Source organism: Paenibacillus sp. GCM10027627, assembly GCF_042675505.1.
Classification (GTDB): domain Bacteria; phylum Bacillota; class Bacilli; order Paenibacillales; family Paenibacillaceae; genus Pristimantibacillus.
The window spans coordinates 395,562-408,732 of the sequence record NZ_JBHTHB010000003.1; the positions used below are offsets into that span (position 1 = coordinate 395,562).

12 protein-coding genes are annotated in these 13,171 nt (G+C 47.4%); 5 read left to right on the forward strand and 7 right to left on the reverse strand.

Annotated elements, in window-relative coordinates; genetic code table 11:
- Positions 1-64: 64 nt before the first annotated feature.
- Positions 65-4,312: a glycosyl hydrolase family 18 protein gene (locus ACFQZE_RS13665; protein ID WP_379357793.1), complete on the forward strand. Its 4,248-nt coding sequence runs from the start codon at positions 65-67 to the stop codon at positions 4,310-4,312.
- Between the two features lie 152 nt (positions 4,313-4,464).
- Here the strand turns inward: ACFQZE_RS13665 and ACFQZE_RS13670 are convergent, their stop codons facing one another.
- From ACFQZE_RS13670 to ACFQZE_RS13680, 3 genes are all read right to left on the reverse strand, one after another.
- On the reverse strand, positions 4,465-4,728 hold the full coding sequence (locus ACFQZE_RS13670) for a hypothetical protein (RefSeq protein WP_379357795.1): 264 nt from the start codon (positions 4,726-4,728) through the stop codon (positions 4,465-4,467).
- A 116-nt stretch (positions 4,729-4,844) separates the two neighbouring features.
- On the reverse strand, positions 4,845-5,102 hold the full coding sequence (locus ACFQZE_RS13675) for a hypothetical protein (RefSeq protein ID WP_379357797.1): 258 nt from the start codon (positions 5,100-5,102) through the stop codon (positions 4,845-4,847).
- A gap of 24 nt (positions 5,103-5,126) precedes the next feature.
- The gene (locus tag ACFQZE_RS13680; protein ID WP_379357799.1) at positions 5,127-7,502 is read right to left on the reverse strand and encodes an ATP-dependent helicase; all 2,376 of its coding nucleotides are present in this window, start codon (positions 7,500-7,502) and stop codon (positions 5,127-5,129) included.
- A 102-nt stretch (positions 7,503-7,604) separates the two neighbouring features.
- Here ACFQZE_RS13680 and ACFQZE_RS13685 point away from each other — a divergent pair, with 102 nt between their 5' ends.
- Both ACFQZE_RS13685 and ACFQZE_RS13690 read left to right on the forward strand, forming a co-directional pair.
- The gene (locus ACFQZE_RS13685) at positions 7,605-7,928 is read left to right on the forward strand and encodes an ArsR/SmtB family transcription factor (RefSeq protein ID WP_379357802.1); all 324 of its coding nucleotides are present in this window, start codon (positions 7,605-7,607) and stop codon (positions 7,926-7,928) included.
- A gap of 32 nt (positions 7,929-7,960) precedes the next feature.
- A complete protein-coding gene (locus ACFQZE_RS13690; protein ID WP_379357804.1) occupies positions 7,961-8,476 on the forward strand; it encodes an SRPBCC family protein in 516 nt (171 codons plus the stop codon).
- 77 nt (positions 8,477-8,553) lie between these two features.
- Here ACFQZE_RS13690 and ACFQZE_RS13695 read toward each other — a convergent pair whose 3' ends face one another.
- The gene (locus ACFQZE_RS13695; RefSeq protein ID WP_379357806.1) at positions 8,554-9,015 is read right to left on the reverse strand and encodes a hypothetical protein; all 462 of its coding nucleotides are present in this window, start codon (positions 9,013-9,015) and stop codon (positions 8,554-8,556) included.
- Positions 9,016-9,236: 221 nt separating this feature from the next.
- Between ACFQZE_RS13695 and ACFQZE_RS13700 the strand changes: the two genes are divergently transcribed.
- Positions 9,237-9,815, forward strand: a complete 579-nt coding sequence (locus ACFQZE_RS13700) for an RNA polymerase sigma factor (RefSeq protein WP_379357808.1) — start codon at positions 9,237-9,239, stop codon at positions 9,813-9,815.
- Positions 9,799-10,611, forward strand: coding sequence for a DUF4367 domain-containing protein (locus ACFQZE_RS13705; RefSeq protein ID WP_379357810.1), 813 nt, complete (start codon positions 9,799-9,801; stop codon positions 10,609-10,611). The genes ACFQZE_RS13700 and ACFQZE_RS13705 overlap by 17 nt, the downstream gene beginning before the upstream one ends.
- A gap of 56 nt (positions 10,612-10,667) precedes the next feature.
- Here ACFQZE_RS13705 and ACFQZE_RS13710 read toward each other — a convergent pair whose 3' ends face one another.
- The 3 genes from ACFQZE_RS13710 to ACFQZE_RS13720 all read right to left on the reverse strand — a co-directional run bounded on the left by ACFQZE_RS13710 (position 10,668) and on the right by ACFQZE_RS13720 (position 13,079).
- Entirely contained in the window at positions 10,668-11,102 is a 435-nt protein-coding gene (locus ACFQZE_RS13710; protein ID WP_379357812.1) for a hypothetical protein, read from the reverse strand.
- A gap of 349 nt (positions 11,103-11,451) precedes the next feature.
- Positions 11,452-12,255 (reverse strand): PepSY domain-containing protein, encoded by an 804-nt coding sequence (locus ACFQZE_RS13715; RefSeq protein ID WP_379357814.1) that lies wholly within the window; start codon positions 12,253-12,255, stop codon positions 11,452-11,454.
- A 137-nt stretch (positions 12,256-12,392) separates the two neighbouring features.
- Positions 12,393-13,079, reverse strand: coding sequence for a hypothetical protein (locus tag ACFQZE_RS13720; RefSeq protein ID WP_379357816.1), 687 nt, complete (start codon positions 13,077-13,079; stop codon positions 12,393-12,395).
- Positions 13,080-13,171: the final 92 nt, after the last annotated feature.

A 13,171-nucleotide genomic window follows, 5' to 3' on the forward strand; every position in this document is an offset into this window, starting at 1 on the left:
TTTCAACTTTGACAATTGAGGTGATAAGGTGTATTTCTCTGTTCGTAAAAAAGAACTTAAAACGATGTTTATACTTTTTTTAACTTTGACTTTATTGCTAAGCCCTTTTGTAAGCGCTACCGAAATTTATGCCAATGAAGGCGACGCTGCGGCTCAAACAGAAGCAACTTCTGCTGCTCCGGAAAACACAGAAGAGCCTTCAACAGAAACTCCCCCAGCAACTACTGAGCTAACCGACAATACGGCGAGTGCAGTTCTCCCTGCTGCCCCACAAAATTTCGCCGTGGATCCATCTTCGATTACAGCTACAAGCGCAACTCTTAATTGGGCTACCCATCCCGATCAATCCAAAATTGACATCTGGTATGATGGCGAATCCGGAAATCATTTGGCAATCGGATCAAACGGCAGTGTAACGCTGGAAAATTTGGCGCCTAACACTACCTATAAGCTCTATTCGACTTGGTATGTAAGACCGTATACAAGCAGCCGCGATTTCAAAAGCGATTATGCGGAGTTTACAACTTTAGACGGTACAGCTACCGGTCAGCCAATCGGCAATACTAAAGCGTCGAATATTCAAGTCGTTTCAGCCACGCATAATACAGCAACGATTACTTTTGACCCTGCTCATAAACTCGATAATTATTGGGTGTGGAATCCTTCTAATGTCCCTTTGGGCAAAGATCCTTATGTGTTTTACACACAGGATGGCGGGAATACGATTGAAGGGTTAAAAGAGAACACTACTTATACTTTCATTCTGGGTCCGAACCAAGTACAATATGCTGCCCTGACCCCAGAACAAAAAAGTGAAACTTTCACATTTACGACTACCGAGGATACAAGCGAATATAAAGAGGCTCCTCTCACTCCGCCTCTCAATATTCGAATTACCGAGATTTCCAATACCGGCGTTACGGTAAAATTTACGGGAAGCCCCGACTCTGGCGGTTATGACTTCTATGTTAACGGCGGTTATGGCGGCGGTATTTACGACGGCTCGGGCAGAGACACCTTTACCTACAATTTCCCGGGTGGAGTTGCGCCAGCTGCAGGCACCTCGTTTTCGTTTATGGTAGGCTCGCAGGCGGTCGGCAAAAATCCGGTTAACTCTGCGCCGCTAACCATTAAATGGGGACAGCTTGCCGCTCCTAAAGACCTTCAAATCATTACGTCCAGCAGGACGACAGCTACACTCGGCTGGGCACCAACTCCGGGCGCAACAAGCTATGATATTTACAGGGACGATACGCTCATCGGTACAAGCGATTCCAATCGCTTTGTGGTAGAAGGACTCACTGAGGGACAAACGTACAGCTATACCGTCTCCGCGAAAAATGTTTTGTGGCAATCGCCGCAAAGCGCAGCTGCTACCTCCACTCCTGGCGCCGATTTCACTAACTTTACTTATTACGGCTCATGGATGGTTTACAGCCGTGAATATCTCCCAACGGATGTTGACTTCTCGCAAATCACGCATATCAACTACGCCTTCTTCGATCTGTGCTGGCGTAAAGCCGGTTCCAAAGGAGCCGCTTGTCAAAATCCCGAAATTCCAATTATGTCCGACTACGTATACGATGGTGAAATGATTCTTGGAGACCAAGAAGTCGATTTAAACAACTTGGCTATGTTTAAAACCATTAAAGAAAACAATCCGCATCTCAAAGTAATGGCTTCTGTAGGCGGCTGGACTTATTCCAATTTCTTCTCTAATATGGCTGCGTCGGAGGTTACCCGCCGTGCGTTTGCTAATTCCGTCGTCAAATATTTGCGCGAATTTAAACTGGACGGTTTGGATATCGACTGGGAGTATCCGATTGAAGGCGGAGAAGACGATACGAACCATTCTCCTGACGATACCGTTAACTTTACAAAACTAATGAAAACGGTGCGTGAAACGTTGGATGCGGCAGGCTCTGCCGACGGCAAATATTATTTGCTTACCATCGCTTCTGGGCAAGGCGACAACTTTGTTGTCAATGCCGACCTCAAAAACTCCGTGCATTATTTGGACATGATCAACATTATGAGCTATGACCTTAGCGGTCACTGGGAGTTTTTTGGCTACCATAACTCACCGCTCTATCAAGATCCAAACAATACAAGACGCAATGCGAAACGCGCCAATGTTAGAGGAGGCCTGCTTGGCCATCTGAATGGCGGAGTCCCTCCTTACAAGCTGAACTTAGGCATTCCGTACTACGGAAAAGGATGGGTTGGTTGCGATGCAAACGGACAGTATCAAGCATGTGATCCAGTAACTCCTCCAGGAACATGGGAGGGAGATCAAGGCCTATTTGACTTCACTGATCTGCAAGAGAACAAGATCAACAAAGACGGCCACGTTCGTTACTGGAATCCATATTCAAAAATATCTTATCTCTACAATCAGGAAACTGGTTTCTTCTACACGTACAACGACGAAACTACAATGATGTACACCAGCTCGCTAGCCAAAACGCTAAATCTCGCCGGCGTCATGAGCTGGGAAATTAGCGCCGACCGCAACAAAACGTTGACGACGCAGCTCATCAAAGATTTGCCAATCCATGGCGACTATAATGAAAATGCTCTTAAGGCGCCAGTCGCAAATGGAGTTGCCGAGGACCATGACTCCGTCTTGATTACATGGAATGCAGTGGAAGGCGCTTCGGAATACGAAGTGTTTGCAGACTATATCTACCTGGGCACGACTACCGAAACGAAGTACAGCATTGGCGGACTTTACGCAGCAACAGACCGTGTCATTACTGTACTTTCCGTGAGAAAGGACGGGGACGTGATAACGGAGGTTTCCCCGGCAAGCAATCCGGTTACCGTACGGACTGCGGCATTGGCGTCGCCAGGAGACCTTAAAGTGTCGAATATCGGCATTGATCAACTTTCGGTGAAATGGAATGCTACGCCTGGCGCCACTGGATACGAGGTTTATCTCAATAACACGCTAGCCGGTTATACGGAAAACCTTTCCTATTCCTGGACCGGACTATCGGAGGGTACTCGATATACGATTAAAGTGGTCGCCTTGCAGAAAAATGGAGCTACAGTTGTTTCCACGTCCAGCCCTGCTTTGCTTGATGCGACAACTGCCTTACTCTATGTACCGCCTGTATATGCTAATCCGGGTCAAGGCCAAAACGAGCTGGATTCCACTTACACGAATGCTGGCGGCAAATGGGCGATTTCGATCTTGAAGGATGCTGCGCTCAAAACGATTGCGGCTTCCAAAGAAGATACCTTTAAAGTAACCGTAGCTAAAGAAGCTCTACAAACTGAGGTGACTATTCCAAAAGAGGTCATTGCAGCCCTTGCTTCCAAAGGCGAAAATGCGGAGCTCGCTATCATTTGGAACAATGTTACCTATATCGTACCGGTTCACGCTCTTCCGAAAAACGGCGATATTCAAATCACGCTTGCGCCGCCTAGCTCCGCCGATGCGGAAGCGCTTGAGAAGCTGGCGAAGGACAACGGTTTGACGACTCTGATCAAGCCGCTTGACTTCAAAATTTCACAGCGTACAGCGGACAACAAGTGGGAAGAAGTCGTAGACTTTGACGATAACACGCTTACTCGTATCTTTACGCTGGACGGTAAGAACGTCGATCCATCCAAAGCAACAGGTGTCGTCTATTTGCCGGGATCAAAAGAATTCCGCCCAGTACCGACCCTCTTCACGAAAAACGCTGACGGTACCGTTACGGCAGAATTGAAACGTAATGGCAACAGCATCTATTCAATCGTTCAATCTAACGTCACCTACATCGATGTGAAAGCAGAATGGGCAAAAGAAGCGATTGCCAGAGCAACGGCGAAGCTGCTGCTGTCCGACGAAGCTGACGGAACGTTTGGCGCAAGCAACGACATTAGCCGCGCCGAGTTCGTATCAGCGATTGTAAAAGGTCTTGGCATCTTGCCGCTTGCCGGCTCGGCTCCATTCGCTGATGTAGCAGCAGGCTCCGATTTCGCGGGCGACATTGCCGCAGCCAAGGCTTTGGGTCTAATCAAAGGCAAATCAGCCACATCCTTTGACCCTAACGGCACAATCAGCCGCCAAGACATCGCTATCGTTCTCACCAACGTTCTTGCGCATCTAGGCGAAGAAACAGATGCCGACTCGGCTGCTCTAGAAGCGTTCGCCGATTCCAACAAGATCGCATCCTATGCTAAATCTGCGGTTGCCCTTGTTGTAGATCAAGGCATCATGAACGGCAAGTCCGGTTCCAAGTTTGATCCTAAAGCCAACGTGACCAAAGCCCAAGCGGCGGTCATTCTGATCCGTCTTCTCGACGCTCAGAAGCTGGATTAAATTATAAGATCATTTAAGGGTATTAAATTCTAGTTCAATAAAATCATTTTTTGTATCGCAAGTACGTCATAAAGGCCGTTTCTCCGCTCTTGCCGAGAAACGGCCTTTTACGTCTAACTTCCGTGACCCCCGGTGTTATTACCAAAACTACCTTAACTTAATAATCTGATTACGTATTCAGAACATTCCCGAACCGCCTCATGCAGTTCATCTAACTCTACACACCGTTTTTCTATCAACGGATTTTCCCAGTCTAAATTTTTAATGACAAACACCGCAAATTCTTTCCAATACCAGCCAACGTCAATAATATACATGTCATCAGAATATGCGACTTGAAAAATATCTTCTTGATCCAAAAATTGCGTTCCATCATAAGTGACAATCCCAGGTGAAAAATCAATTTCATCGAACATTAATTAAAACTTCTCCTTATCACATACATCCAATCATTTTCAATAGCATCTTTTCTAACCTCATCCTTACTCGCTACCATCAAGATTTTGACGGCAGCTCAGACTGCTCGAAATTTTTAATCCTTTATGTATGCCTCAAATTCTCGGGCTGCTTCCTTAGGTAGAAATTGCTTTGGTATTTCGTAAAAAATGTCATTAACTTGAACTTCAGTTCCATTCACAAACATGCTTTTATCTTTACCCCACATAGAAACAGTAAGTAATTTACCATTTTTTTCAGTTTCAAACACATCATCTTGCTTGTAATTATAAAAAGGTGCCCCTTTAAATAAAAAAGTCGAGTCAATGACACTCGTTGGCTCGACTTCATACATGTTCCTACTCCTTCTTTTCTCCAACTAACCCAGCTCCAAAAGCCCCAGCTCCAAACACATCGCCACCGCTAACGTTTTCACATTGTTCGTTCCGAACCGAATCGCAATTCGCTCGGCGTCCAAAGTTTCAATAACGCCCGCGCCAAACACCTTGTGCTGAACCGCCGCGCCAACAGCCAGCTCAGCCCGGCTCTTCACGGCATTCGGATTAATCCACGCTTTCGCCTCGCGCGAAGCCTTTATCCCGTTCGCCGTATCCGAGCCTGAAGCCGATTGAAATCGCGATTTCCCTCGCCCATCTACACTGATTACTCCCGAGCTTTTAGCTCCAGAACCTGCTGCCCGCGAGCCTTTTCCGCTCATGCTCGCCGAGCTAGCGCCGCCGTTGCCCGCAGCTCCCGCACCCGTCCGACGCCGATCCTTCCCCTCCGGGTCCACAATATCGCGCACCGCCGTCATAAAGGCTGACTCCGTCGTAGACTCGCCGTCTCTTTGCTGATAAGTGACCATCTCCAGCGTTTTCCGCGCCCGCGTCATCCCCACGTAAAACAGCCGGACCGCTTCCTCCATAAGCGGAGCCGCCCCATCCGCTCCGCGCTTGCCATCTTCCGAAGCCGGTATGATGCCGTCGATCAGGTCCACCATATATACATGGTCAAACTCAAGCCCTTTCGCACTGTGAAAAGTGGAAAACGTAACGGCGTTTTGCCCTTTGCGCGATTTGGCCCCTTTCAGCACTTTCTCCAAATATTTGAGGCGAGCGGCAAAGTCTGCCATCGTTTCCAGCCCCTCCGCAATATCCTCCAGCGTGTTCAATATGCCGATCAAATAATCCCTGCGAAAGCCGAGCCGCTCGCACATTTTTTCAAGCGATTTCTCATACCCCAACCGGGAGCGTATTACCCGTATCGCATGGCGCGGCGGCATGCCGTTCATTTCACGGAACGTTTCTTTCGCCTCCGCCAATAGCTTTTTCTGATACTCCTGCAACTGAACAAACTGAAGCAAATTGTCAAAAACGGACTCCCCGTTGTCGATGCTCTTCAGCGCAGCCATCTGATGCTTGCTAATATAGCCGTTGAACTTCAAATGAATGTTTTCCAAAATATCCGCTCTTTTGTCCGTATAGGACATGCGCATAAAATTTAAGATATCCTCAATCACCCAGTGAGAGAAAAAGCGGTTGTCCGCATCCTTCATATAAAAGGGAATGCCCGCCCGGTCGAATTCGTTCATCAGAGCAATTGATGACGCATTGTTCCTATACAAAACGGCAACTTCGGTCAATTCCTCCAATTTGGCGATTTGACGCGCCGTATATTTGGCCTGCTCCCGGTAATCCGCGAGCGTTTTGAAGGCGATCGGCTTTCCGGCCTTGTTGCGCGTAAACATATTCTTCGGATACCGGTTCAAGTTTCGTTTAATAAAAAGGTTTGCCGTCTTCACAATTTCCGGAGAAGATCGATAATTTTGCTCCATAAACAACGTTACGGCATCGGGATATGTTTCTTTAAAGCTGAGCAAATATGAAGGCTCCGCCCCGCGCCAGCTGTAGATAGACTGATCGTCATCCGCCACGACGCACAAGTTGCGGTGGCCCTTCGCTAGCTTTTCAATGATCGCATGCTGCACAAGGGAAGTATCTTGGCTCTCGTCGGTCAGCACATAATCGTAGCGCCGCTGATACCTTCGCAGCATTGCCTCATCCTTCTCCAGCACCTCATTAGCCACGGTGAGCATATCGTCAAAATCGATCAGCAGCTTCGCCGTGCCTGTCCGCTTGAACCGCTCGTATTCGCTCAAAATCTGCGCAGCCTGAGGAACATCCGTTTTCACTTCGGACCATCTCTCCGGCGGAATCATTTTATTTTTAATATAGCTAATATAAGTAGTCAGCTCGTCCATACCGTCATCCGTTGCATTTTCGCGGGTAATCTCTTTAACCAAATTTCTTAAAATGATCCGTTTATGCAAAGGGAGCGCCTTTCCGCCCGGTTCATCTTCCCCTTCCTGCTCCTCCGCTTCCACCTGACCCTCGATAATTTCGTACGGCGTACCCGTCTTATGAAAATGAATCCTCGACACCTCAAACGCTAAACTGTGAATGGTGGAAAAATCAACCGGCGGCAGCTGCGGGAACAAACGGCCGAACCGCTCCTTCATATCTTTAGCAGAGGCTCTGCTGAACGTAACTGCCTTGATCCGGGCAGGATCGACTCCCATTTCTTCAATTAAAAACCCGATCCGCATAATCATCGTTGTCGTTTTCCCCGACCCCGGAGAGGCCAGCAATAACAGCGGCCCTTTTGTATGGCCTGCCGCCCTCGCCTGCACCTCGTTCAGCTCGATGCCAAGCTCCGTTCGTTTGCGATTCAAAAAGCTGTCCAACTGGCTGCTCATCTTTTTTCTTATCCTTTCCGTCCTGTAACTGCTATGATAGAAGTATAACATATTTTATAGTATTCCTTGACGGGAATATTCTTAGTGGGGTATATTAAATTCATGAACACAACGTTAAACGCTTTAGCCGAGCCAAATCGTCTCAAAATTGTGGAGCTGCTTCGAAACGGCCCCCTGACTGTAGGCGACATTGCCGAACGTTTGGCACTCAACCAGCCGCAAGCGTCCAAACATTTAAAATACCTTAGCGAAGCAGGGCTTGTCGAGGTGCAGCCAGTTGCCAACAAAAGGTTTTACAAGCTGCGCACCGAACCGTTCCAAGAAATGGACAACTGGCTGGACTCCTTCCGTCAAATGTGGGAGGACCGTTTCGATCGTATCGACGAATATTTAAAGAAACTGCAAGACAACAACAACCAAACGTAGGCTCTATCCTTTTAAAGGAGGATTTTTGAACGATGTCGACTGTCAATTCCGCTGAAGGGCAAGGTCTGGCTATTACTCGTGTATTCAATGCCCCTCTTGCGCTCGTATTCGAGATTTTTTCAAAAAGCGAGCACTTGCAAAACTGGTTTGGTCCTAAGGGAGCTGACCTCCATATCGTGAAGCATGAGTTCGAGCCCGGCGGCACATACCTCTATAACATGAGCGGACCAGACGGTGGGCTGATGTGGGGCAAATTCGAATACAAAGAAATTGTTCCGAAGGAGAAGATTGTTTATATTTCCGCGTTTTCTGACGAGGAAGGCAATATCGTACGCGCTCCGTTCAGCGCTTTATGGCCGCTAGAAATTTATAATACGGTCAGCTTTAAAACGGTGGATGGAGGAACGGAACTAACGATGACCGGAATTCCGTACTCCGCTACGGAGGAAGAGAATGCTTTCTTCGAATCTTTCAAATCGAACGTGCAACAAGGCTACGCCGGCATGATGAGCGTTCTGGAAAACTACTTGGCGGAAGTCCAAGTCTAATCAACAGCACAGCAAAAAAGCCGACAGCCGGGAATGAGCGTTTGTTCCCGAATGATCGGCTTTTTTATTCTTCCTCTTTACTTGTTTGTATCGTCATCCGCAATGCTTTTTTCCATTGCCGCTTGCTCCGCGCTAAGCCAAACCACATCCGAATCCGCGCCGCCCATCAAATAACGCTGGACCTCTTCTGGCTTTGTCGTCTCCAAAATAATTTTTTGATGATCGAGCACGACGATCGCAGGCGTTTCGGTTATATTAAGTATTTTCGCATAATCATATTTATGATTGTTTTCCATCAGGCTCACCAAATGAAACTGATTAATGTTCATGGCCCTCCGGGCTTCCGCAGAATCCAGCGACTTTAGCAATTGGTATGGAAAAGACGGGTCTCCCGCCTCTTTTTCGTCCCAAAAAATATAAATGCTAAAGTACCCTTTCTCCTTCGCAGCCATTTCGACGATCATCATGTCTTTATCCTGCCATAGCAGAATCGATGCACAAACGAATAGGATCAGAGCTATGGCCTTCCCTCTTTTCATATCCCACCTCCAGCCTTTGATTGTCCATCTCGCGCATACGGTTGCACGGCTGTCGTCTCTCAATCTATTAACACTCCTACCTGCAAAAAGGTAGCACTTCCTCTCTTAAACAATTCTGTAATACAAAGCGATCCAGATAGGTTATAATGGCAATAGGATATCCATACATGATCTACCAAATCTATTCTGACACATGTCCTATCAAGGGGGCTGCAAGAACGATGCAAGGCAAGATTATCCTCCTGTCCGGCGCTGACTTTTACACACTATCGCCCGAGCTGCAGAAAGAAATTTACGAGGAGTTTTACCAGCTTGTTTATTCTCCCATTATTTTTATGGTGAAGGATCATGCCACAACCGAAGACATCATTCAAATTTCCTTTTTGAAAATCATCCGTAGCAACCCTCGCGCAAGTACAGAAGCCCAATTAAAAGCATGGATTAAAGTCGTTGTTCGAAATATGGTCTATAATTATTTTAGAAAAACGAAAAAAAGCCGCAACGATGTCGACTCTGACAGTGTCTATATAAATGAAAGCGTGGAATTCTCCACTGAATCCGCCTCTCTCGAGCAAGAAGTCGAGATTAAGCTGATGACGGAAACCATCAGTGAATGTCTAGACGAATTGAGACCGGAATACCGCGCTTTAATCGAGCTCCGATGGAAAAAGGAGCTTAGCTACAGAGAGATCGCGACAGAGCTGGAAACGACAGAAGATCGGGTGAAATATAAGCTGTATAGGGCGAGAGAAGCTATGAAAAAAATTTTTACCAAGAGATGGGGTGATTCCAATCGATAAGGAAGATTTTGAGCGAGTGTTTGACCAAGCCTTCGAAGAAAGCGTCAAAAATCATCGCTTCATCCCAGATTCCGGTCCTTCATGGATCAAAGTCCAGAAGCTTCTCCAGCACAGGGCCAGAAGAAGAAAGCGGTTGAAGGTATTGCCTTATGTAGCAGCGTCTTTTGTACTGGGCGCTGTGCTGTTCGGAACACCTACCGCAACGGATGCTTTCAATCCTATTTTCAAGGCCGTTACTTCCATTAAAGATGGCGTCGTACGGATTGTATTCGGCAGCAGCGTAGGAAACGAGGGTACTGCAACAAAAGCGAAAACTTCGCCTCCGCCGGATGCTGCTCTTACAGGCAATTCACCTGGATCGGATGTGGCCCCTGCTTCTTCCGCGCCCTTAGTAGAAGCGAAATTCAGCACTTGGGAGGAAGCGGCAGCAGAGCTTGGTTATCCGAAATTAAAATTTCAAAATGTGCCGAGTGGTTTCCAACTGGATAAAGTCCGGGTCCTGTATTCGGCAAACAGCAAAAAAGCAAACACGGCCATTCTGCACTACAAAGGCGAGGATAACAAGTTTTATAACGTCATAATGCGGCTGCTTCATCGAAATGAAGTTTTGACGTCCGGCGGCAATATCGGCAAAACCCAATTTAAGACCGTGCTAGTTAACGGAATTGAAGCGTACATGTTTACGACCGCAGACGGACACAGCAGTCTAGAGCTTATTAAAGACAACTTGTACGTATCCATCACCGGAACTCTCTCCGGAAAAGACATCGTAGAAACAGCCAGCGGGCTTAAATAAAAGAAATGGCGGAGACTCATAGGAGCCCCGCCATTTTTCTACTATTAGAATATTTCTTATTGAGCCAGGAACGATGACGAATATTCGATAACCGACTCCGTCGTGCCGTTATGCGTCGCGTAATGAGTCACCTTTGCGCGGAAATAATAGCCGCTCTCCGTATATTTGGTTGAGGTTTTTACAAGAGCGCTGGTGTTCCAATCGAATAGATCCTTCACTGTACCCACATTGATCCAAGCGCTTCCCGTCCACTTTTGAAGCTGTACGCTTGCCCCAATCGTAGATACGACCACTTTTGTCGTTGTTGTTGCCGTAATGGTAACGGTTTGGTCTTTGTTGTCAACTGTCGAAATGGCAGAAGTATATAAATAAGTATACCCGGTGTAAACTGCTTTCGGTTTAAAGACAAGAGGCGGAGGAGAAGTTTTTGGAATCGTCGTATTTGCTGCCGTTGCCAGTTGCGGTACCATCATCAAAACGATTGCCAACATCAAACTCATCCATACTTTTGCACTACGTCTTTCCTTTGTCATTCTAACCAATCCCTTCGGCTATGTAATAGTGTTTCCATATAGTTAAACGCATAAATAATTAATATAGTTTCTTATTTTTCTCATAATTATAATATATTTCTAACGAAACAAGAAAGCGCTTTCTTTTATTAATGCTACTTAGGCCAAAAAAAGAACCCTATCTCGCAAATTATGCAAGATTAAGGTTCTTTCTTTTTTAAAATACACAAGCCTGCCAAACCTAGCAATCCTAGTTTCTTACTCACCTAACCATACTTAATTTGCAACTTATTGACTATAGCTGCTATTGCTTCTTACCTACATGCTATTAGTCGTCATTGTCGTTGTCGTTGTCGTCGTCGTCATCTTGGTCATCTTGATCGTCGTCATCGTCTTGATCGTCATCGTTGTCGTCATATTGGTCGTCATCGTCTTGATCGTCCAAGTCTTTATCCGTATCGACGATTTTCCCTGTCAACGCGTCCACGTCCACCTCGGCCGTGCCGCCGGCAATCGTCAGCTTCACTTCATAAACCAGACGTCCGTCATCACGGTCGCTCTTCACTTTTACAACAGTGCCGTTGACATGAGCGGCGGCAATTTTACCGGCTAGATCAGCAGTAATTGTTGCTTGCCCACTTGCTTTATTGCTTACTCCACTGTTTGAAGCGCTTGCCTGATTGCTTGCTTTGCTGCTGCTTTGGCCGCTAGTCGTCCCATTAGCGGAGCCCTCTGCTGCTTTGCCAGGCTGTGCCGCCACCGCTGCGGAAGACGATTCCGTTAGAGCCGGGCGGTCATCGTCATCATCGCTTTGATCATCACGGTCATCGATCCGCGAACCTAGTACCGCACCCGTAACGGCGTCGATCCAGACGTCATAGTCCACACGGTCTTTTGTTTCAATTTCGACCTCGTAATATACACGGCCGGTTGCCTTCTCCAAATCCACATCCTCAACTTTGCCTGCCACTACTTTAAGCGCTGCTGCTTTCGCTTTTTCCGTTCCGATGTATGCCGTTTGTTTTGCCCCGCTTTGTGCGGACACGGTTTTGACTGCGCTCGCCCCCAGCACCCCGCCAGCCAACACCGCTATCGAAAGAACTCCAACCCCAACCATACGTTTCATCTTCATTTTCTTTTGCCTCCTCCATGTATTGTCTTGCTTGTTCTAAATATAACTGTCTCAAATGAGAGCAGCTTGAGAGAAAGATTAGAATTTGATGATAAAAAGATTGGAAAGATTGGAGTTCCATCACATTCATTCAAAAATCAATCGTCGTCCGCATCATCCGTTTCGTTATCCGCGTCGTCGTCTTGATCCTCATCCCATGTAACGGACATGATCGCCCCGGAAATCGCATTGACTTGCACAACGGCTTCTTTGCCTTCCGCCGTCTCTATCTCGACCAAATAATCGTCGCCTTGTCCCCGCTCGACTTTGACGACCGCTCCTTTGACATGCTGGGATGCTCGTTTTCCGGCTTCCTGAGCGGTTAAGAGCGACGGCTTCTCCGAACCTTTTGGCGTAGCCCCCGGTTTCTTGCTGCCTTCGGGCGTTGGTTTTGCTCCACTTGAAGGCTTGGGCGTGGCTGACGGCTTTGGCGTAGCAGTCGGCTCCCCAGTGGCGGTGGAGTCCGGCGAAGGCGTTGCTCCCGGTGTCCCCGGACTGCCGGAAGGCCAAGCCTCAAGCCGGTTCACCGACTTAATCGTTCCATCCTCGCCATCCGCTACGATCGCATACAAACCGGATGACGTTTTTAATTCAATATAATAGTTTTCCCCTTTCAAAACGACACCGAGCACATCTCCGGGATATTGCTCCAGCACGGAGTCCACGACCTTTTCCTCCGCCATAACGGTGTCCGCATCCCATGGCTCCCAAACGATGACCGCCGCCACCAGCGCGCTGGCTGCCATAACGGACAAGGTAAGAGCAATTCTTTTTCCTATTGTCATTCCGGCCACCTCGACTTCCTCATTTCGTTGTCGCTAGTATAACCGGCTAAGATTAGAATCGGGTGAGAATCTCTCCCTGTAACCTTCATTGC

Excerpts from the sequence above, each read along its gene's own strand:
- ACFQZE_RS13670 (WP_379357795.1), bottom strand. The coding sequence starts at position 4,728 with ATGTTCGATGAAATTGATTTTTCACCTGGGATTGTCACTTATGATGGA.
- ACFQZE_RS13710 (WP_379357812.1), bottom strand. The coding sequence starts at position 11,102 with ATGTTGGCAATCGTTTTGATGATGGTACCGCAACTGGCAACGGCAGCA.
- ACFQZE_RS13680 (WP_379357799.1), bottom strand. The coding sequence starts at position 7,502 with ATGAGCAGCCAGTTGGACAGCTTTTTGAATCGCAAACGAACGGAGCTT.
- ACFQZE_RS13695 (WP_379357806.1), bottom strand. The coding sequence starts at position 9,015 with ATGAAAAGAGGGAAGGCCATAGCTCTGATCCTATTCGTTTGTGCATCG.
- ACFQZE_RS13690 (WP_379357804.1), top strand. The coding sequence starts at position 7,961 with ATGTCGACTGTCAATTCCGCTGAAGGGCAAGGTCTGGCTATTACTCGT.
- ACFQZE_RS13715 (WP_379357814.1), bottom strand. The coding sequence starts at position 12,255 with ATGAAGATGAAACGTATGGTTGGGGTTGGAGTTCTTTCGATAGCGGTG.
- ACFQZE_RS13700 (WP_379357808.1), top strand. The coding sequence starts at position 9,237 with ATGCAAGGCAAGATTATCCTCCTGTCCGGCGCTGACTTTTACACACTA.
- ACFQZE_RS13720 (WP_379357816.1), bottom strand. The coding sequence starts at position 13,079 with ATGACAATAGGAAAAAGAATTGCTCTTACCTTGTCCGTTATGGCAGCC.
- ACFQZE_RS13685 (WP_379357802.1), top strand. The coding sequence starts at position 7,605 with ATGAACACAACGTTAAACGCTTTAGCCGAGCCAAATCGTCTCAAAATT.
- ACFQZE_RS13675 (WP_379357797.1), bottom strand. The coding sequence starts at position 5,102 with ATGTATGAAGTCGAGCCAACGAGTGTCATTGACTCGACTTTTTTATTT.
- ACFQZE_RS13665 (WP_379357793.1), top strand. The coding sequence starts at position 65 with ATGTTTATACTTTTTTTAACTTTGACTTTATTGCTAAGCCCTTTTGTA.